The following is a 20,125-nucleotide window of genomic DNA, read 5'->3' as shown; positions in this document are numbered from 1 at the left end:
AGTGAGGGGAGCCCGAGCGCGGCCCTTGGCCGTGTCCGAGAGCCCTCCGCGCTGCGCAGCCAGAAGACAGCTGACCCCGAGCACTGCATGAGCAGCACTCGGGGTCAGTCCGTCTGAATCTCAGGCCGGCGGAAGTTGCTTGATCACGTGCACGGGATTGAAGGTGCCGTCGGTCATGACGAATCCGGAGTCCAGATAACCTGTGTCCCCCATGCCGTCCTCGCTGTTCAAGCGGAGCGCTGTACCGCCGGAGTGGGGGACAAAGTAACCCAAGTAGGGTGTGCGGACAGGGAGATCCGTCAAGGCCGTCACCGCGTCGTAGCGGGTCAGGACGCCGGTGTTGACCGTCTTGCCGTTACCTCGGGAGTACAGTACGCCGGACTCGGGGTCGGCTGCGGGCTTGACGGGGTAGATACCGGGAATGGCTGCGCCCGGCGCACCCGTTACTGCGGCTTTAGTCGGGACGTTGTCCACCGTTGCCTCGATACGGCGGATCGGGCTCGTGTCGAGGTGTGCTGTGATGCCGCTCTGAGGGCTGTCAGGACGCACGGTGGTCGATAGATATGCGACTGGATCGTTCGCCGCCTGAATGGCAGGAAGCGTATTGACGTAGGCGCCCTTCACCGTGGTGACTGTCGTGTAACTACCGTCCTGGAACATGTTGGTGATGAGCTTGTGGTTGCCGTCGAGGAAGTACAGGTGGTCATACAGCCATGCTTCTTGGCTGTCGGGGCTGATCGGCCTACCGTCCGCGCCGGTCAGTTTTACCTTGAGTGGCTCCTGTGCGAGGCCGTTTGCCGTCACAGGTTGCTGCGTCGCTGGCGTGACTTTCAGCCCGTAGCTGAGGAGGAGGTCGTCCGGGGGTAGCTTCGTCGTCGAAAAGTCAACCTCCCTCTCGGCTCGATATGCTCCCGATATGCGAAGCTTGGTGACCTCCGGCTTTCCTGCCTCATTCTGGAAGTAGAAGGATGCGGCGCCGTAAGTGATGCGCTTCGCCGTGCGGTCCACCTTCGGCGCTGAGATCGGCAGCACATCACCCTTCTTGCGCCAGACGCTTCCGGTGCTTCCCTTCTCGAGGCCTTCGACAACGTAGGGGCTAACTGGCATGTCCGTGGGCAATCCGCCGTCGAATACGCGGCTTGTCTCTGGGATGTCTACACGGTAAACGGGCTGCTCCAACGCCTGGCCAGTCAGGCGTGTCACCTTGGCTGACAGTACGGCCGGGCGGAAGGAGCACGTGACGGGACCGAAGGAAGAGGGCGACTCGAAGATGACCTGCCCGCGACTATTGGTCGTCAGCCAGTTCCCACCGGTCCCGGATAGTTGATCCCATGTATATGTCTTGCCGTTGACCATCAACTTCGCCGGGCGTGTATCGGCACCGTTGTAGCTGCGGCACGCGTCCATCTTGTAGTCGGTATCGGGTGAGAGGGAGTTCATGGCTTGCTGGTATGTGCCGGAATTATTCCTGACCTGCGGTTGAAAGATCCAGGAACGTCCCTTGTCGGCAGTCAGAGCGGCGCCTGATGTGACACTCCCTGCAACATCCAGCGCGAGGCCTGTCTTCGAAACGATCTTGTATGTGCTCGGCCCCGTGACGTTTGCTCCCATGTAGTCGAACCTCCACAGCTGGTTCGGCTGGTTTTTTTCATTGGGATCACATTGATACTGGAGGACCGGAGCGCCGGGCTGAGGGTTCATGCCAGTGATATCGAGGCACAGGTCGTTCCCAATATTGCGGATCTGATAATATCCGCCGCCCGCGCCAGTGTCCACCACTTTCCATTGCTGAGCGTCAGTTCCGTTGCGCGAGTACAGCTGGAGTGGCTTTCCTGACTCTTTGGATGACTGAGGGACGTCGATCCTCAGGTCTCCGCCGGCCGAGATGTCGTACGTACTGCCGGCGACTGGGTCCGCGTGTGTCGTCGCGCGTCCAAGTTCAGTGTTGTCGCCTGGACGGCCACTGGCGTTGTCGTAAATTGTTAGCACGTACTTCTTCGCGAAATTTGCTGACGAAGGAGGCAGTGCCTCAAACGTCATCCGCAACTGCCCTCCGTCCTTGCTTTCCAGAGTGCCGGACTGTGATTTTGCTTTCGCCGCTCCATCGGTCACTCCTTTTTCTCGGAATGTTCCAATCGCGGCGCCTGCTGCACCCCTCGATGATTTTGCGGAGACGTTGAAGAAATTGTCAAAGTCGTACTTCTCGGCGATGAGCGGGACTCTCACCTTCTCGTACCTGCCGGTGAGTGCTGCTGAATACTCCTCTCGAGAGTTCGTATCAAGTGCTACCTTTTTTCCAGGCAATGCCGGGGTTCCGAAATGCTCATCGCCCTTCACCCAGCCCCTGTCCGCGGAGTTCTGCGCGGCGAACTGGACGTCGACACTGGCTCCTGCCTTATTGACGACCTCGAATTGCACATACTTCGTGCATTGAAACAGCTTGTTGGAATCGCAGTTTATCGCGTTGTCTGTGGCTGCGGTGGCCGTAGCGGTACTCAGGGGAACGCTGCATACCGCGGCGAGAACGGCGAGGGAGACTGCTCTTGCTGTGCGTTTCGTGATCTTTGCCATGAGTAGTCCAAAATGCGAGGGCCTCAGAAGCCCGTGAGGATGTTGTCTTCGATCTTTGCGCCATGCCTACTCACTACGTTGAGGCTGAGTCGTTGCTGATTTTTGCTCGCGCAACCAATGTCCTTGATGGAATCATCGTCGGCCACAAGCTTGTCGGTATCGACGTTGATGGTGATGGCGGTGGGAGCGCACTGTTGCATGTCATTTCGTGGCAGCTCGGTCGCCGCGGTGATGGCGCGGTAGCGGGTGAGGGCGACACTGAATGGGCGGTCGGAGGCGGAAGTGAACGTCGCCTTCAGGCGGTAGACCGGTGCGACTTGCCCAGCCCCATGGGTCGCCGGATCCGCTGCGTCGAACGTTGCACCGCTCCTCTCGATTTTGAGGCCTGCTTTGAGTGTGTTCGCAAAAGCGTATTCTTTAGTGGTCGGCCTGACGGTCAGATGGTCGGGATCGCTGGATTCCGTCACGTCGAATCCCAGTCGTGGACGGATTTCGACTTCACCGGCTGATCGGTCATTCGTCGAAAGATAGGCCTGCATCGGGCTGTCGGCTGTCCTGGCCTGTGCCGTGTTCCTGGGCATGAGAACGCCGCTGTTCATGGTCGAACCGCGTTCGGGAGTCACGGACCACGAGCCATGAGGGTCATACATGCCGGTGATCAGCCGGTCGTACTCATCCAGGTAGTAGATGCTGTCGTAGACCTCGCCGAGCTTTGGCTCGCTGGGGTCAATGAGGTGGTTGTCCTTTGCGTAAGCCGTGATGTCCAGCTGTTCCTGAACGGCGCCATTGGCTTCCAGGCTTACTGTCCCATTCTTTCCATTGACCGGATTGCTGGTCACGCGCACGTGGACGTCGTCAACGTCGTTGGTTGTGACCGTCGGGGCCGGGACATTCCCCAGGTCGATCACCTGCGAGGCCCATCCCAGGCCCGTGTAACCACCGCTCACGCGGAGATGGGTGATGTTCTGACCGGACTTGTTCTGGAAGTAGAAGGTGGCGCCGCCGTAGGTGACCTTGCGGCCTTCCATGTCGATCACGGGAGCGGATGCTGGAAGCACCGTACCGACCTTCGTCCACTTGCCCGATGCGTCGTGCCCCTCGACCAGATAGGGCGGCATACGTACGGCGTCGGGGACGGCCTGATCGACTCCGGGAGTGGAGCCGTCCAGAGCGTCGTAGAGGCGGGTCCTTGGCTGGACGCTGAGCTTGTAGATCGGGGTGGTGTCGCCGCTGGTGCCGGATTGGGGTCGAGGAGTGATCTGGCGTGCTTTTACCAGGTCCTCCTCCTTGGGAGAAGCTACGCCCACATCACACACGCCTTGGTCAGGCCCTTGTCCATTGCTCCGCAGGGCGACGATCTGGCCCTTGTCGTCACTGGTGCGCCAGAAGCCGACCGGGTTGGCACCCACCTCTTCGGGCCTGGGCTTGCGGCCGTTGAAACGGACATCCTTGTATCGGGGGTCATAGCAGACGAGGCGGTAGTCGGTGTTGGGGAGCAGGCCGCTGAGTGTCGATCGCTTGGTGGTCGGATCCGTGATGGCGGCGCTGCCGTCCGCGTTGTCGAGCCGGTCCTGCCAGCCGCCGTTGCCGGTGCCGAAGTCGAAGTCGCGGTCCCACCGGCCGGGGTGGCCGTCGATCGTGGCGCCGTCCACGTGCGCGGCCGGCTCAGTCACGAAGATCCGCATGCGGCCGGCATTGAAGTCCGGGAAGTTCTGATCTGCTCCGGATGCCTCCGCCGAGATGCGCAGGCTCGTGCCCTTCTGGTCAGTGAGCTCGATGGGATTTGCGGGTTTTCCCGACTTCGATTCGTCCTTGGGCGCGTGCCGGTAGAACTTGGCCACGGTGCGATCCTGCGGATCGTCTCCTCGGGACACCTCAACCCAGTACCCCGAGTCGTGGAAGTCCGGCGGCGTCTGGAGCTTGAACGGTCGGCTCACGCTTCCGGCAGCGATATCCGTCTCGTGCCCGGTGGGGATCTCCTTGCCGCTCGTCTCGAACATGGCCGCACCGCCCATCTTCTCCACCCCGCTGTAGAAGAAGCGGACCTTGATGTTCGATTCGGCGGAGTTCACGACGTCCACCCGGAAATGCTGTGGGGCCTCGGCGAAGGCCGGGGTGGGGAGGAAGCCGAGAACTCCTGTGACGGCCAGCGTGCCGGTCAGTCCCGTCATGACTGCCCTTCGACGCTTCATTTGATCTCCTAACCAAGCCGCTCGACATGACCAGGCCGACGTTACGGACGAGAACCCTTGCGTCAGGCTAAAAGGGGCCTATGGGTGCATAGTCGTTCGAGCGGAACCGGCACGGGCGGCTTCGGGCCGTGACACACGTGAGCCCGGCCACCCCTGGGCCGGGCTCACCTGACATGTCAAGACCGTCGCGCGCGGCACGCGCGTCGGTGGGCAGTCCTCAGCGGTTCAGCGCTCGTAATACCCGCCCGCCAGACGTTCCTCATGCTGCAGCAACCCCCGGAACTCCGCCATCAGCCCCGGCACCGCCAACAGGTCCTCCGGCCACGTGTCCCGGTTCTCCCGGTCCAGGCCCAGCCGCTCCCAGACCTCCGGGTTCTCGGTGAAGTGCGGCTCGTTGTCGTGCCACTCGATCAGGCCGTCGCGGTTGTCCTCCCACGGGTCTATCTGCGACCTGAGTTCGGCCAGACGGCCGTGCAGTACGTCGTCCTCCGGCGGCGGCATGTCATCGGGGAGGAGCGCGGTCCACTGGCATTCGCCGGTGTCCACCACGATCGTCGAGACGAAGAGGCGCTGCTTGTCGCCCTCGCCGAGCGCCACCTCGCCGTCGAAGTACCAGTACTGTCCCTGGTCGACCTTGCTGAAGCGCAGGGTGTCCCAGAGCGGGTGGGCATCCTGGGGTGCACCCCAGTACCGGTGGGGGTCGCGGGCCGCGGTCAGGACCCGGTCGGCCAGGTCGTGGCCGTCGTCGGCGTAGAAGCAGCCCTGCTCGTCCAGCGTTCCGCGGTGGCCGTCGATCGTGACGCGGAAGCTGCGATCGGATTCCACGTATCCGTGGTACTGGCACTCCTGGAAGGGGAGCCCGGTGCCCTTCAGCAGGTCCCAGGCGTTGCCGACCGCGGTCTGGGCCTGGAGGATCCGCTGTCCTTCCATCGTCTGGACGTACTCCCGCGGCACCTCCTCGTACAGGTCGAAGGCCATGCCCGCTTCCTTGATGACGGGGCCGGCCGCTGTGGAGAGGAGTTCGGCGCCCTCGGCGATGTCCTCGGCGAAGGTCAGGGCTCCGGCCGCCGCTCCCACGTTGCCGGCGGCCGCGTTGGCGGGCGTGGCACCGTACGTGTTGATTGAGGCGGCGGTGGCGACATCCTCTTCCTCCTTCGTCCGGCGTACACCCATGCCGACGTGCTTGACGACCGTGTCCCGGTCGTGGACGGCGTCGCTCAGTTCCTTGTGGCGCAGGATGAAGTCGGTGAGTTTGGTGACCGCGGTTCCCAGCAGCGCGGTTCCGGTGCCCACGATGGCGCCTACGGGTCCGCCGGCCATCGTGCCGATGATGGGCGGCAGGAGCGAGATCTTGCTCCAGCCGACCTTCGCGATCAGCAGTCCGTTGGCGACCTCGGGGAATTCGCCCCGGAAGTTCTGCCGCATGTTCTCCTTGGCGTGTTCCTTCGCCCAGTTGACGACGATGTGGGCGGCGTCGTAGAGCAGGTCCATCTGCTCGGCCAGCGCATGCTGGAACGTGCTCCATTCCTTGCTCAGATTCTCCATGCCGCCGCCCGCCTCGGCCGTGTCGAGGCATTCGCGGTAGGAGTCCTTGGCGCTTCTGAAGGTGGTGAGCAGGTGGTTGTAGGCCTTGCTCTTGGTGGTCAACTGGTCGTGGGGGAGGAGGTCGTTGAGTTCCGCCCACTTCAGCAGCGCCTCCTCGGTGTTGTGCTCGAAGAGGGTCGCCTGGCCCAGGAAGTCGCGGTGCGCGGAGAGGAGTTCGGCACGGCCGCCCAGATTGTGCTCAAGGATCCGCTGGCCCGCCGATGGTTCCCGCTCCGCGAACTCGACGGCGTTCGTCATCACCAGGGCGAACGCCCGATAGACGTTCTCAAGCCCGTGCACCTTGAACGCATACTGCTCGAGTTCCTGGTCGAACTCGACGTGCGGGAACTTCTGCTTCAGCGCGTGGAAGCTCTGCCGGAGGGTCTGCAGCAGACGGGGCTTGTCGTGGAGATGCCCACCGGAGAACAGGTGGTTGATCGAGCTCGCCAGGGCTTCGGGGAGCTTGGCGTGGGCGCGCTCATAGGCGCGTACGAACCTGTAGTCCTCCAGCTTCTCGACGAGGTCCAGCTCTTCCAGGTACGCCTCGAAAAGGGCCGGCCAGATCGTTCCGTGCGACTCCAGGTAGCGGCAGCTCTTCGGTACGTGCCGGCCGCGCAGCCGGCTGATGTCGAGGTCCACTCGACGGATGAAGGGGAAATCCGCTTCGGTGATCACTGGGTACTCCGTTCATGGCTTCGGTGGGGCCGCAGCTCCTGCGAGGCGGCGTGCGGGCGACTCGGTTGTCAGGCGCCCTGCTGCGCCAGCTCCAGGCGGAACCGTCGGGCGGGGGACGCGATCTCCGGTGCGTCGTCCGGTACGGCCCCGGCGGTGAGCACGAGCTCCACCGAGGCGCGGGGCGGGCAACCGAGCCGGTCCCACACCTCGTAGGGGCGTACGGGCGAGTCCGCGGGTGCGAGGGCCAGCCGCACCGGCCCGCCTCCGGCCGCCATGGAACCCTGCAGGCAGGTGGTGGGGATCGCGTCCAGGCCGGACAGGGCCGAGATGACCGTCCCCAGCACCCGGTGTTCGACTCCGCTGTCCTGCGGCACCGAGGCCCACAGCAGGTAACGCAGCCGGTAGCGCCGGACGGGGACGCGGCGTGCGATCACCGTGCCGCCGGAGTCGCGGACGTCCTGTGCCTGGGTGGACAAGCCGTCGTCCGACCGGCAGATGTCGAAGAGAAACGCACCCACCGTCGTGTGCGGTGTCTGTCCCCCGCTCTCGCGGGGCCGAGGCGGGGCGAACGAAACGGAAGCTCCGGCACCGACGGCCGACTTGATGAGCGCGTTCAGGGAGGCATTCGCGTCGGGAATCACCGGGTCAGTCTCGATGAGTGCACGGACGGGAGCATTGCCCCTCCGGGCGCTGGGTCGGGCAATTCCCGTCGCCTGTCCGAACGAAGTGCCTCGGCTGCCCGATCGGGTGGGCGAGGCCGCCCCTACGGGGCCCCGAATGGACCTGGCCGCACCCCGTGGCCGAGGGAAGTATCGACGCCGTCAACGCTTTTCCGTCCGGAGGATTCATGCCCACATACCTGTCACCTGGCGTCTATGTGGAGGAAGTTTCGTCAGGGTCGAAACCGATCGAGGGAGTGGGCACGGCCGTTGGCGCGTTCGTCGGCTTCACCGAGCGAGGTCCGCTCAACGAGCCGGTGCTCGTGACGAACTGGACGCAGTTCGCCCAGACTTTCGGCGAGTCCTGCCCTGGGGGATATCTTCCTCAGGCCGTGCACGGCTTTTTCCTCAATGGCGGCGGCAGCGCCTATGTGGTGCGTATCCCCCACCTGGAAGAAGAGGAACCCGACTCCTCCGGCAGTGGCGCACGGCCGCGGTTCGCACGTGCCCTTCTCCCGGCCGGGACGACCGGCGGCCGTCCGGCCCTTTCGGTACGGGCTCGGATGCCGGGGGCACAGGGTGACGTCCTCGGAGTCGAGGTCGTCGACGCCACCGAGCGGGGCGACGGGCTCGTCAAGCTGCTCGTCAAGCAGCACGGCAAGGTCGCCGAGACGTTCGACAACGTCTCCCTGCACAAGGGGCCGACCCATGTGGTGACCGTCGTGAACGAGGGCTCGAAGCTCGTCCGTGTCGAGCAGCTGCCCGAGGCCGCCGCGACCGAGGCGTCCGCGACCGAGGCGTCCGCGGTCGACCGCCATGCCGCCCCGGCCGCGAAGCTGACCGGTGGCACCGCAGCCGCTGACCGTCCCGCCCGGCTCACCGCCCAGGACTTCATCGGGGAGGCGCTGGAGCGCACGGGCATCGCGGGACTGGAGGCCGTGGACGACGTGACGATGCTCGCGGTCCCGGACCTGATGAGCGCGTACGAACGCGGCTGGGTGGACCGGGACGGCGTCAAGGCGGTCCAGGCAGCGGTGATCGCGCACTGCGAACTGATGGCGGACCGCGTGGCGATCCTCGACACGCCTCCGGGGCTGAACGCCCTGCAGGTGAAGAACTGGCGGTCGGACGAGACCGGCTACGACTCCAAGTACGCCACGATGTACTGGCCCTGGCTGAAGGTGACGGACACCGACTCCGGCGAGCCGGTCCTGGTTCCTCCGTCGGGCCACGTGGCCGGAGTATGGGCACGCAGTGACGAAAGCCGCGGCGTGCACAAAGCGCCGGCCAACGAGCCGCTGCGCGGGGTCATCGCCCCCGAGCTGTCCCTCACCAAGGGCGAACACGACCAGCTCAACCCCATCGGGCTCAACTGCATCCGGGCATTCCCCGGTTCCGGCATCAGGATCTGGGGAGCACGCACGCTCAGCAGCGACGCCGCATGGCGCTATCTCAACGTCCGGCGCCTGTTCAACTACGTCGAGGAATCCATCCTGCAGGGCACCAACTGGGTGGTGTTCGAACCGAACGACGCCAAGCTGTGGGACTCCGTGAAGCGGACGATCACCATGTTCCTCCGCGGCGTCTGGCGTGACGGCGCCCTCTTCGGCCGCACCCCCGAGGAGGCGTTCTTCGTCAAGTGCGACGAGGAGAACAACCCGCCGGAGAGCCGGGACCAGGGAATCCTCACGGTCGAGGTGGGAATCGCGGCCGTCAAGCCCGCCGAGTTCGTGGTGTTCCGCATCTCCCAGTTCTCCGACGGCACGGCTCTGGACGAGTGACCGCAAGGCGCAGCCCCCCACAACGCAAACCCAGGAAGGACACCCCTGCATGAGCATGGGACTGGGGCCTCAGCAGGCTCATGACGCGCTCACCGCGGCGCGCTTCTCCATCACCATCGACGGATACGAGATCGCCTCGTTCTCGGAACTCTCCGGCATCACCACGGAAGTGGAGCCGGTCGACTACCTCTCCTCCTCCGACAAGGAGATCATCTTCAAGAAGCTCCCCGGCAAGGCCAAGCCCCCCACCGTCGTGCTCAAGCGGGGCAAGGGCTCGGGCATGGAACTCTGGGGCTGGCACCAGACCGTGCTCGCGGGCAACATCGCCGCCGCCCGGAAGAGCTGCTCCCTCGTCATGTACAACTTCGACGGCCAACCCGTCGCCCGCTACTACCTCTCCAACGCCTGGCCCTCGAAGCTCGAAGTCGGTGCCCTCAAGGCAGGCAACAGCGAAGTGCTGATGGAGACCGTCACCCTCGTGTGCGAGCACATCCAGCGGGTGACCCCGTGACGAACACCCGCACCACGACGGCCCGGCGAGGGCTGTGCACCGAGTTCCCCTTCGTCCTCCCGCGCGGTTACGTCGACGAGTCCGGCGAGGTGCATCGGGAAGGCGTGATGCGGCTCGCCACCGCACGGGACGAGATCGCCCCCCAGTCGGACCCGCGCGTACGGGCCAACCCCGCCTACCTGACCGTGCTGCTGCTGGAGCGCACCGTGGTCTCCCTCGGCTCGCTCCACGAGGTCGGCGGTTACGTCATCGAGAACCTCTTCGCCTCCGACCTGGCGTTCCTGCAGGACCTGTACCGGCGCATCAACCAGGAGGGCCACAGCGAGGCAGCCGTGACCTGCCCGGAGTGCGCCCACGACTTCACGGTGGACGTGTCCGGTGATGCCCCGGGGGAATCCTGACGTACGCCGCCGACCGCCTCTGGGAAGAGGCCGCGTACGTGGCGTACTACCTGCACTGGTCCCTCGACTCGATTCTGGATCTTGAACATCCCGTCCGTCGGCGCGTGGTCGACGAAGTCGGGCGCATTCACCGTCGCATCGCCGAGGGGGAATAGACGCGCAACCAAGCATGAGGAGCAGCACTGATGATCTGGCCGTTCCGCCGCAGGCGCCGCCCAGCACCGGGCGGACCACCGAACACCGGCTCGGGGGTGTCCGGCGCACCCCACCGCCGCCCCGCGTGGGCGGAGGCGGCCCCTCTGCGCCCTGTCGTCGGTGGCCGGCCGACCATCACGGGTGGTGTCCGGTCGATTGATACCGCGCTGCTTCGTGTCGGCACACTGCAGGGCACCCGCGCCGCACGGATGCGCGTAGCGCAGCCGCCTCACGTGGTCACGGGAGGGAACGTGACGCCGTACGGGACGGGGGGCGCGGCGGAGGACGTCGTACGAGTGCCGGGCCCGCGCCATCGGCCGAGCACGCCGCGGGCTTCACTGGCGTACGCCGACGTACCGCTCCAGGCGGCGTCACCGCTCCCGCACCGTCCAGAGCCCCGGCGAGGACGTGTCGTACGGCGGACGGCCGCCGCGGAGCGCCGGACGCTGATCCGCGCCTCGGACGAGTACCTGGGGCAGCCCCGTCCGCCCGCCGAACCCGCGGGTCCTCCGCTGTGGATGAGCGGGACGGTGCCCGGCGCGCCGACGATGCAGGAGCCAACGGTGGTTGCGCCTCCGCCGTTCCCGCCGGGCGACGCCGTGGGCTTTCGGCCGCCCGCAGCCACGCCTCAGCACCGGACGGCGCGCAGAAGCCTGGGGGAGAGCAGGAGGCTGGGCCTCGGAGCGCCCTTCAGCCAGCAGGCGCAGGCACGGGACGAAACGCGCGACGAACCGCACCCTGGTCGAGAAACCTTCGCACACCCTGCGCGTACTCCTGCGGAGCCGCACGACCGGCAGAACGACGTGCCCGGGACCGTCCGCGAGGCCCGCACGGTCCCGATTCCCGGCCCCGCTGCTCCGTACCACCCTCCCCGCGTCGCACGCCCCCGCCCCGCCGACGACGAGGAGGGCGAACCCCCTGCTCCGGAGGGTACGCCGGGCCCGGCTCCCGCACAGGCCGTCCGCAGGGCACCCGTCGTGACCGCACGGCCCATCTGCAGCCCGGAACCCGCACCGGAAGGCGGCCCGGAACACGGTGATCCGCTCCCTCGGGACATCACCTCGGGCCTGACACACGCTCTCGGCATCGACATGTCGACCGTGAGGCTGCGCCGCTGCCACGCGGTCGATCGTGAGGCGGCACGCCTGTCCGCGCGGGCCTTTGCCCGTGACGGTCAGGTCTGGCTGCCCAGCGACGCGGGACCGGCCGATTCCCCCGAGGCGCGGGGGCTGATCGCCCACGAACTGACCCACGTGGCCCAGCAACTCGTGTACGGCGCGTCCCTCCCGCCGGAGGACTCGCCTCGCGGTCGCGCCCTGGAGGTGGAAGCGGTGCTGGCCGAGCGCTGGTACCGCGGCGATCCGGGCACCCCGCCGCCCGGTCGCGAGCCGGATCGCACGCCGCCGCCGGAGCAGCCCGCTCCCGCACCGGGCGTGCCGGGGCCGTCCCCCGACACGGGCGTCGGCCCCGCCGTTCCCGTCGCCTCGTGGACGCCCCAGGGCGGCATGGTGACCGGAGGCACGCAGCGGGCGACCGACGCGCGGGACCGCGTCCTCGCGGAGTACCTGGAGGAGCAGAACCTCCGTGCCCGGCTCGACGGAGCGCGTGAACTGACCGAGGACACCCTCGGCGACGCGGACTTCGAGGTCATCGCACTCCGACTGGCGCGTGCGGAAGGGCGGGACACCGGGATTCCGGGCTTGCCGGGCTCCGGCGAGCCACAGGAGCCCGAGGAGCCGCTCGGCTGGTCGTGGCTGGCCGGTCAGGCCCTCGTACGGCAGGCGGGAACAGAGGCCGAGCGCTTCGGCGTCGACCTTTCGAAGGGGCAGCGGGAAGGCTTGCGGCGGCTGTTCGGCGCCGGACCCGCGCCCCAGCCGTCCGCCACCTCCCCGGCCACCGCCGACCACGTTCCGGCCGCCCCCATGACGCCGCCCACGCCACCGTCGCAGCCGCCCGGCGGCGCCTGGCAACCGGATCAGTCGCCCCCGGGGCCGCCGGGCTGGTCATGGCTCGGGGGCCAGGCCGCGCAGGCACTGAGGGAAACCGTCCTGCCGGTCTTCGGTGTGGACCCGACCGTGCGGCAGTCGAGCGGCCCCTCCCCGTCAGCCCCGCCTCCGCCTCCGGAGCCCGGCCCGCCGGACATCGCTGTGGAGGAACTGGACGACATCACCGTCGAAGCCCTGACGGCGCGGGCCTACGACAGGCTCCGCTCGCGGCTCCGGCACGAGCTGCTGATCGACCGCGAGCGGTCCGGACGGCTCTGCGACATCTGCTGAACGCCCTGCGCCATGCGCCAGCACGCTTTGCGACACCCGCCGAAACACGGAGACACCCATGTCCTTCACGGACAACACCACCCTCGCCCTCGCCAACCGCTTCCAGGTCGTCATCGACGAGGGCACCTACAACCTCGGAAGCTGGGCCCAGGTCGACGGCCTCGACGTGCAGTGGAAGCTCTGCGAATACCGTGCGGGCGATGCGGGCAACGACCGCTGGTACTTCCCCGGGTACACCGAGTACTCGACGCTGAAGCTGACCCGCGCGGCGTGCGAGGACTCCAGCATCGTGCAGGGATGGCTGGCGAGCACCTCGTTCCAGAGCAAACCCCACAGCGGTTCCATCACGCTGCTCGGCCCCTCGAACCAGCCGCTGATCACCTGGGAGATGCGCCGGATCGTCCCCATGAAGTGGTCCATCTCCGGCTTCGAGGCATCCACCAGCAAGGTGGCGCTGGAGAAGCTGGAACTCGCGCATCTGGGCTTCCTCGACGACGGAAGCAAGGCATGAGCCGCGGGGACGCGAGGCGCGACCGGCGGCCGGAGCTGCCGAGCGGGTGTGGCCGTGCGGGATGACGACATGCTCGGGATGGCCATGCGCTTCCACGTCGTCGTCGACGGCGTGGACCTCGGTGGCTGGGCGAGCTGCAAGGGGCTCGGCGTCACCTTCGTGAACGAGGACGTCGAACCGGGTGGCGTCTACGAGTACGCGGTCATCCTCCCCGGCCGCCTCCAGTACAGCACGATCACCCTGGAACGGGCGATGAGCGCGGGTGACTCGGCCCGCCTCCAGGCGTGGCTGCGCCAGGTCGTCACCGCCTGGTACCGCGACGAGAACGCCGACGACTACCCCGGAGTGACGGCCCAGATCGTCCTCCTGGACGCGCGCAACGACCGCCGGTTCCCGGTGGCGTCCTGGTCGTTGCGCAACGTCTATCCGAAGAGCTGGAAAGGACCTGACCTCGATGCCTCAAGTGGCAACGTCGCCGTCGAAACCCTGGAACTGGCCCACCAGGGGTTCCTGTGAGGTCTGACATGATGCCGGCGATCCTGGCATGTACCGCGCCGCCCGCGGTGGGTGCCGTCGTCTTCCGCCTGCCCCCCGACAAGATCTCCGTGGCGCGCACCGTGCTGACGAGGAGTCACGGCAGCGCGTCGCGCTCGGGGGGCACCCCGGCGGGAAGCACCGGTCCCGTGTTCAAGAAGGCGGACCCGGCACGGATCACACTGAGCGATGTCATCTTCACCGGGCGCGAGACGAAGCCCTTCTGCGACCAACTCCTGAACTGGATGAGCCCGGGCGGCGGGATCGCCGGTCAGGTCGCGGCCGGTGCGGCCGCGGTGGCCTTCCACGCGTCGATCGCCAACTCGGTCAACCGGATGCCGGTGCTGACGTTCCAGTGGGGCGTGCCGGACATGGGCTTCTGCTACCAGGCGGTGCTCACGAGCGCGACGATCACGTACACGCGGTTCGACCATCTCGCCATTCCCGTACGGGCGAAGGTGACCATCAACCTCCAGGAGCTGCCCAGCCTGCTGGGCACCCTGCCGACCAATCCCACCTCGGGCGGACCGCCCGGACGTGCCGGGCACACGGTGTGCGCGGGTGAGGACCTGCCGACCGTCGCCCGGGCCGCGTACGGGTCGCCGCACGCGTGGCGCCGCCTGGCGGACGCCAATGGGATCGACGACCCGTTGCGGCTGCGGCCGGGCGCGGTGCTCTACCTGCCCGGTCGCGACGAGCTCACGGAGAACCGCACATGAGCACTCCGACCGGGGAGACTCCGACGGTGCGAGCGACGGTCCGGGCGGGGCGGCAGCGCCCGATCGGCCTCGCGGCAGAGGTGGAGAACCGGATGATCAAGGTGGTCGTCGACACCCATCTCCATCTGCCCGACATGTTCGAGATCACCTTCCTGGACGACGAGGGGACCGTCGCCGATGCCGCGGGCCTGCACATCGGATCCGTCGTGGAGATCCACGGCGGCGCACCGACGAGCAGCGCCGCGCGCAGGCTGATCGTCGGCGACGTCACGGCCGTGGAAGCGGTGTGCGACACCATGACCACGTACACCGTCGTACGCGGCTACGACCGGAGCCACCGGCTGCAACGCGGGCCCCGCACCAGGACGTTCGTCAACATGAAGGACTCCGACATCGCCCGCCGCATCGCACTGGAGGCGGGCCTGGTCCTGGGCGACATCGACGAGTCCCGCATCACGCACGCCCATCTGTCGCAGATGGCCACCACGGACTGGGAGTTCCTCCAGCAGCGTGCGCGGGCGGCGGGATTCGAAGCCGGAACGGCCGACGGGAAGTTCTTCTTCCGCCGACGGGTCGGCGCCACCTCCCCGTCCGTGCCGCCGGGCACCGCCCACCACGGGCAAGGAGGGCCGGTGGAACTGCGGTTCCGCGAGAACCTGCTCACCTTCCTGCCCCGCATCTCCGCGGCGGCGCTGTCGCCGAAGGTGGAAGTGCGCTCGTGGAACCCCGACACCACGTCCGTGGTCGTGGCCCGGGCCACGACCGTCAACGCCGCGGTGCGCACCGGCTCCTCCGATCCCGTGGAGCTGGCCCGCTCCCTCACCGGCGCGGCCGGAGTGCCGGGCGCGTCCGCACTCGCCCGGCAGGTACGCCCCGGGACCGGCCAGGAGCCGGATCCCGAGGCGCATGTCCTGTGCGGGCACCCGTCGGGCGGCGGGCCGACGGCGGCCCTCACCGCCGAAGCCCTCGCGGAGAGCGCCGCGGAGACACTGGGCAGCACATCCGCCGAGGCCGAGGGGCACGCCGTCGGCGACCCGCGGATCACGGCCGGTGCGGTGGTCCGGATCGACGGTGTGCCGCGCCGGTTCACGGGTGACTGGACGGTCACCCAAGCCCGGCACACGTTCGCCGAGGACGAGGGCGGGTACCACACCCGTTTCTACGTGAGCGGCGGCCAGGAGCGCACCCTGCCGGGACTGGCCCCCGCCCGCCCCTCGCAGCCGGGGCCGTCACCCTTCAACGGCCTCGTGTGCGGTGTCGTCACCAACATCAACGACCCGCAGGGCGTCGGCCGGGTGAAGGTCACCCTGCCCTGGCTGTCGCCCGGCTACGAGTCCGACTGGGCCCGCGTCGCCCAGTTCGGTGCCGGACGCCGCAGCGGGGCGCTCTTCCTCCCGGAAGTCGGCGACGAGGTCCTGATCGGGTTCGAAATGGGCGACTCGGCCCGTCCGTTCGTGATCGGCGGGCTCATCAACGGCAGGACGGAGTACGGACTCGGGGGCCCGGCGGTCAAGAGCGCGGGGGCGACGGGAACGCTCGTACGCCGCGGCTTCGTCAGCAGCTCCGGCAACCGGCTCGTCTTCGCGGACGACGTACCGGCCTCCGGCGGACGCGCGTCCGAGTCGCGGCTCGTCCTCGGCACCGGGACCGACAGCCTCTCGCTGTCCATCGACCAGATCGCCGGAACGATCACCCTGACCTGCGATCCCCGCCAGCCCCAGAGCCGGGCCAGGAGCGGAACGGTCACCGTCTCCTGCGGCGACCGCGGCACGGTCAACGTGCGCAGCGGTCCCGGCGGGACGGTCAACGTCGACGGCGGATCCCGGCTGAACCTCACAGCGGACACGGCGATCACCATCGAAAGCGGCGGCGACGTCGCGATCAAGGGCCGCACCGTCCGGGTCAGCGGCAACCCCATCAAGCTCAACTGAAGGACAGGACGTGCACAACGCGGCCACAGACGACTTCATCGGCGCAGGCTGGGCCTTCCCCACCGGCACCGGACCCACGGGCGGCATCGCGCTGGTCAGCCGCGAGCAGGAACTGGAGCAGGCCATCCGGCTCATCCTGGCCACCCAGCCCGGCGAACGGCCGATGAGGCCCGAATTCGGCTGTCCCCTCAGGGACTTCGTCTTCCGCGAGATCGGTCCCCGCACGATCGCCGAGCTCTCCCACGTGGTCCGCAACGCCCTCATACGCTGGGAGCCACGCATCGACGTGCACGCGGTGACCGTCACACCGGACACGGAAGAAGGCTCACTCCTCCACATCGACATCCAGTACACGGTGAAGACGACGAACGACCACCGCAACCTGGTGTTCCCCTTCTACGCCATCCCGGACGAGGGAGGCGACTACTGATGGCACTGCCGGCGCCCGACCTCGACGACCGCCGCTTCCAGGACCTCGTCGACGACGCGAAACGCCTGGTCATGCAGCGATGCCCGGAATGGACCGACCACAACGTGTCCGACCCGGGCGTCACCCTGATCGAGACGTTCGCCTTCATGACGGACCAGCTCCTGTACCGGCTGAACCGCGTCCCCGACCGGTTGTACGTGAAGTTCCTCGACCTCGTCGGGATGAAGCGGTTCCCGCCGACCGCGGCGCGGGTCCCGCTCACCTTCTGGCTCTCCGCGCCCGCGACCGCCCCTCTCCTCGTGCCGGCGGGCACGAGCGCCGCCACACTGCGCACGGACGCCGACCGGGCGGTGGTCTTCTCGACGGTCGAGGACCTGCACGTGGTCCCCTGCGGGCTGGAGCACGTCATGACGCTGTCGGGGGCGGAGGACGAAAGGGTGCCGCGCGACGAACCCCTGCGCCTCGGAATCCCCTTCCCGGCCTTCTCCGACACCGCTCCCCGGCCGGGCGACGCCATGCTGGTGGGCCTGGACGACGCCGCGCCCCGATGCCTCGTCGCCCTGGAGCTGGACTGCCACATCCACGGGATCGGAGTCGACCCGGACCGCCCGCCGCTGCTGTGGGAAGCGTGGACCGGCGACGGCTGGACCCGATGCGAGGTCCGACGGGACGAGACCGGTGGCCTCAACCGTCCCGGGGCGATCGTCGTCCAGCTCCCCGCCGACCATCAGACCAGCATCATCGACGGCTGCCGCGCCGGATGGCTGCGCGCCCGCGTCGTCGAGCCGCAGGCCGGACTTCCGCGCTACAGCTCATCGCCGATCGTCGAAGGACTGGACGTGGCGGTCATCGGTGCCACGACCGAGGCGGTGCACGCCGAGATCGTCGAGAACGATGTGCTCGGAACGTCCGAGGGCGTCGCCCACCAGCGCTTCCGGGCCACCCGTACGCCGGTCCTGACCGGCACGGTGGAATGCGTCCTGGAAGTCGGGAGCGACGGCGACTGGGAACGCTGGACGAGGGTCGACTCCTTCGCCGACAGCGGTCCGGACGACCGCCACTACGTCGTCGACGGGGCCGACGGCACCGTCCAGTTCGGACCTGCCGTCAGACTCCCGGACGGAACGATGCGCCACTACGGCGCCGTGCCCGCCCGGAACGCCACGATCCGGCTCAAGCGCTACGCGAGCGGCGGCGGAAGCCGCGGCAACGTCGGCGTCGGGGCGATCCGCACACTGCGGTCGTCGATTCCCTTCGTCGCGCAGGTCGAGAACACACAGCCCGCCAAAGGCGGCGTCGACGGCGAGACGATGCAGGAGATCAGACAGCGCGCACCCCTGTCGCTGCGCACGCGCGATCGTGCCGTCACCGCCGAGGACTTCGAGTTCCTCACCCGGGAAGCGGCGCCCGAGATCGCCAGGGCCCGGTGTGTGAGCGCGACGGAGCAGGACGCCGCGGGCGCGGTCGTGAAGGTCCTCGTCGTTCCGGCCGCGGAGTCCGAGCGGGGGAGACTGCGCTTCGAGGACTTGGTACCCGCCCCTGCCGCCCTCGCGCGCATCGCCGCCCGCCTGGAGGAGACACGGCTGATCGGCACCCGGGTGCACATCGAGCCCCCGCGGTACCGAGGCGTGACGGCAGTGGTCCGCATGACCGCCTCGCCGGGCAGCGACACCTCACGGGTCGGCGACGACGCGCTGGAGGCCCTGTACGGCTACCTCAACCCCGTCGCGGGCGGCCCGGACGGAACCGGATGGCCGTTCGGCAGGCCGGTGCAGTCCGGTGACCTCTACGCCGTGCTCCAGTCCGTGCCCGGCGTCGAACTCGTCGAGGAGGTCGTGCTGTTCGGGGCGCACCCGGTCACCGGCGAACGTGGCCCGGCCACCGATCGCGTGCACCTCGACCCGCACAGCCTCGTCTTCTCGTACGAGCACCAGGTCCGTGTGGAGGAGTCACGGTGAGGGCTTCCGTTCCCGGGCTGCCGTCTCCGCACCCGATCGGCGCCCTGCTGCCCGCCGTCTATCAGGAGGACGACTTCGTACAGCGCTTCACCGCCGGTCTCGACGAGGTGCTCGCCCCGGTGATCGCGACCCTCGACTGCCTGGAGGCGTACCTCGACCCCCGGCTCGCGCCGCAGGACTTCGTGGCGTGGCTCGCCGGCTGGACCGGACTGCCCTCCTGTGGCGCGCTCGCGCCGGACCGGCGGCGCGCCCTGACACGGCGCGCTCCGGAGCTGCTGCGGACGAGGGGAACAGTGGCAGGTCTGCGGGAACTCCTCACGCACGTCCTGGTGGACGACGCGGACGTGACGGTGGAGGAGACGGGCGGCGGCGTGACGTACTCGTCGGTGCCGGGGAGCGCGCCGGTCCAGGCCGCCCGACCGGTCCTGACGGTGCGGGTCTCCACGGGTGATCCGGCACGGATCGCCGCGGTCGACGCGCTCGTGCAGAGCTTCACACCGGTGCACGTGGCCCATCGCGTGGAGTCCCTCACAGGGGGCGGAGGAGGGCGGGCGTCGCAGGACGAGCGGGAGGGCATGGGCGACGACCGGAGGGCCGAGGGAGACGAGCGGTGATCGTCTGTCGTAAGTGCGGAGCCCACAGCCGGCCGGAGGACACGTTCTGCGGCTCGTGCCGGAGCTACCTGAAGTGGACCGGCGAGAGAGTCACCCTGGCCGTCTCGGACGAGATCCGGGAAGAGGCCGCCCAGGAAGCGGAACATGGGGCGGACCGGCTGAGGGAACGCGCGCAGCGCGTCCTCTACAGCGATGTCGGGAACCGCGACCCCGTCCCGCGCCCGGCGGGACCTCCCGGACGGCCTGGGCCTCCTGGACGGCCTGGGCCTCCCGGGCGGCCGGGGGGAGCGGGAAGTGGAGAGGACCCGCCGCTGCCGGGCCCGCAGGGGCGGGGAAGGCCCACAGCAGTCCCGCAGCCGCGCGACGTGCGAGAAGACCGGCCGTCGTTCCCGACGGCGCCACGGTTCCCCCGGAGTCCGGCCGCGGATGATCCGGGCCCGCGACGACCGCCCGCCCCGCCCACCGGGCCCGGAGCCGGAGCGGACGGGGCGAGTGGGCGGCCACGGTTTCCCGGCACGCCGCCCGGGACTCGTACGGGCGAGGCGGCAGATCGTGCCGCAGACGGTCGCCCGCCCACGGGAGT

The 20,125-nt window shown here is 68.2% G+C and carries 16 protein-coding genes; 12 read left to right on the top strand and 4 right to left on the bottom strand.

Translation table 11 applies throughout. The features are described 5' to 3' along the window. Window positions 1–120: 120 nt before the first annotated feature. The 4 genes from KWI83_RS13210 to KWI83_RS13195 form a co-directional block, all read right to left on the bottom strand. Window positions 121–2,571, bottom strand: coding sequence for an RICIN domain-containing protein (locus tag KWI83_RS13210; protein WP_218514519.1), 2,451 nt, complete (start codon window positions 2,569–2,571; stop codon window positions 121–123). Window positions 2,572–2,594: 23 nt separating this feature from the next. Continuing rightward, window positions 2,595–4,742, bottom strand: coding sequence for a hypothetical protein (locus KWI83_RS13205; protein ID WP_218514518.1), 2,148 nt, complete (start codon window positions 4,740–4,742; stop codon window positions 2,595–2,597). 246 nt (window positions 4,743–4,988) lie between these two features. Beyond that, the gene (locus KWI83_RS13200; protein ID WP_218514517.1) at window positions 4,989–7,022 is read right to left on the bottom strand and encodes a hypothetical protein; all 2,034 of its coding nucleotides are present in this window, start codon (window positions 7,020–7,022) and stop codon (window positions 4,989–4,991) included. Window positions 7,023–7,090: 68 nt separating this feature from the next. Next, window positions 7,091–7,663 carry a Pvc16 family protein gene (locus KWI83_RS13195; RefSeq protein WP_218514516.1) on the bottom strand — a complete coding sequence of 191 codons (573 nt, stop codon included), beginning with the start codon at window positions 7,661–7,663 and terminating at the stop codon, window positions 7,091–7,093. A 206-nt stretch (window positions 7,664–7,869) separates the two neighbouring features. Between KWI83_RS13195 and KWI83_RS13190 the strand changes: the two genes are divergently transcribed. The 12 genes from KWI83_RS13190 to KWI83_RS13140 are packed head-to-tail and all read left to right on the top strand — an operon-like array spanning window position 7,870 to window position 19,542. Then, the gene (locus KWI83_RS13190; protein WP_218514515.1) at window positions 7,870–9,462 is read left to right on the top strand and encodes a phage tail sheath subtilisin-like domain-containing protein; all 1,593 of its coding nucleotides are present in this window, start codon (window positions 7,870–7,872) and stop codon (window positions 9,460–9,462) included. Between the two features lie 49 nt (window positions 9,463–9,511). After that, complete coding sequence (locus KWI83_RS13185) at window positions 9,512–9,973, top strand: phage tail protein (protein WP_218514514.1); 462 nt, start codon at window positions 9,512–9,514, stop codon at window positions 9,971–9,973. After that, window positions 9,970–10,374: a hypothetical protein gene (locus KWI83_RS13180; RefSeq protein ID WP_308122043.1), complete on the top strand. Its 405-nt coding sequence runs from the start codon at window positions 9,970–9,972 to the stop codon at window positions 10,372–10,374. Before KWI83_RS13185 ends, KWI83_RS13180 begins: the two co-directional genes overlap by 4 nt. Continuing rightward, entirely contained in the window at window positions 10,368–10,529 is a 162-nt protein-coding gene (locus KWI83_RS39965) for a DUF6760 family protein (protein ID WP_374106297.1), read from the top strand. Before KWI83_RS13180 ends, KWI83_RS39965 begins: the two co-directional genes overlap by 7 nt. 30 nt (window positions 10,530–10,559) lie before the next feature. Beyond that, the gene (locus KWI83_RS13175; protein ID WP_308122042.1) at window positions 10,560–12,845 is read left to right on the top strand and encodes a DUF4157 domain-containing protein; all 2,286 of its coding nucleotides are present in this window, start codon (window positions 10,560–10,562) and stop codon (window positions 12,843–12,845) included. Window positions 12,846–12,903: 58 nt separating this feature from the next. Further along, window positions 12,904–13,356 carry a phage tail protein gene (locus tag KWI83_RS13170; RefSeq protein WP_218514511.1) on the top strand — a complete coding sequence of 151 codons (453 nt, stop codon included), beginning with the start codon at window positions 12,904–12,906 and terminating at the stop codon, window positions 13,354–13,356. Between the two features lie 54 nt (window positions 13,357–13,410). After that, entirely contained in the window at window positions 13,411–13,872 is a 462-nt protein-coding gene (locus tag KWI83_RS13165) for a phage tail protein (RefSeq protein WP_218514510.1), read from the top strand. Next, complete coding sequence (locus KWI83_RS39960) at window positions 13,869–14,609, top strand: LysM peptidoglycan-binding domain-containing protein (protein WP_218514509.1); 741 nt, start codon at window positions 13,869–13,871, stop codon at window positions 14,607–14,609. The genes KWI83_RS13165 and KWI83_RS39960 overlap by 4 nt, the downstream gene beginning before the upstream one ends. Beyond that, window positions 14,606–16,540, top strand: a complete 1,935-nt coding sequence (locus KWI83_RS13155) for a phage baseplate assembly protein V (RefSeq protein ID WP_218514508.1) — start codon at window positions 14,606–14,608, stop codon at window positions 16,538–16,540. Before KWI83_RS39960 ends, KWI83_RS13155 begins: the two co-directional genes overlap by 4 nt. 10 nt (window positions 16,541–16,550) lie before the next feature. Further along, the gene (locus tag KWI83_RS13150; protein ID WP_218514507.1) at window positions 16,551–16,970 is read left to right on the top strand and encodes a GPW/gp25 family protein; all 420 of its coding nucleotides are present in this window, start codon (window positions 16,551–16,553) and stop codon (window positions 16,968–16,970) included. Then, the gene (locus KWI83_RS13145) at window positions 16,970–18,928 is read left to right on the top strand and encodes a putative baseplate assembly protein (protein WP_218514506.1); all 1,959 of its coding nucleotides are present in this window, start codon (window positions 16,970–16,972) and stop codon (window positions 18,926–18,928) included. Before KWI83_RS13150 ends, KWI83_RS13145 begins: the two co-directional genes overlap by 1 nt. Beyond that, a complete protein-coding gene (locus tag KWI83_RS13140; protein ID WP_218514505.1) occupies window positions 18,925–19,542 on the top strand; it encodes a phage tail protein in 618 nt (205 codons plus the stop codon). Before KWI83_RS13145 ends, KWI83_RS13140 begins: the two co-directional genes overlap by 4 nt. The last annotated feature ends 583 nt before the right edge of the window (window positions 19,543–20,125 follow it).

Origin of the sequence: Streptomyces sp. TRM70350, assembly GCF_019219825.1 — a bacterium.
In the GTDB taxonomy this organism is placed as follows: domain Bacteria; phylum Actinomycetota; class Actinomycetes; order Streptomycetales; family Streptomycetaceae; genus Streptomyces.
Note: the sequence above shows the minus strand (reverse complement) of the source record. Positions and strands in the feature narration are given on the sequence as shown.

Coding starts and splice junctions, on each gene's coding strand:
- KWI83_RS13210 (WP_218514519.1), bottom strand. CDS start 2,571: ATGGCAAAGATCACGAAACGCACAGCAAGAGCAGTCTCCCTCGCCGTT.
- KWI83_RS13205 (WP_218514518.1), bottom strand. CDS start 4,742: ATGACGGGACTGACCGGCACGCTGGCCGTCACAGGAGTTCTCGGCTTC.
- KWI83_RS13190 (WP_218514515.1), top strand. CDS start 7,870: ATGCCCACATACCTGTCACCTGGCGTCTATGTGGAGGAAGTTTCGTCA.
- KWI83_RS13185 (WP_218514514.1), top strand. CDS start 9,512: ATGAGCATGGGACTGGGGCCTCAGCAGGCTCATGACGCGCTCACCGCG.
- KWI83_RS13175 (WP_308122042.1), top strand. CDS start 10,560: ATGATCTGGCCGTTCCGCCGCAGGCGCCGCCCAGCACCGGGCGGACCA.
- KWI83_RS13170 (WP_218514511.1), top strand. CDS start 12,904: ATGTCCTTCACGGACAACACCACCCTCGCCCTCGCCAACCGCTTCCAG.
- KWI83_RS13155 (WP_218514508.1), top strand. CDS start 14,606: ATGAGCACTCCGACCGGGGAGACTCCGACGGTGCGAGCGACGGTCCGG.
- KWI83_RS13145 (WP_218514506.1), top strand. CDS start 16,970: ATGGCACTGCCGGCGCCCGACCTCGACGACCGCCGCTTCCAGGACCTC.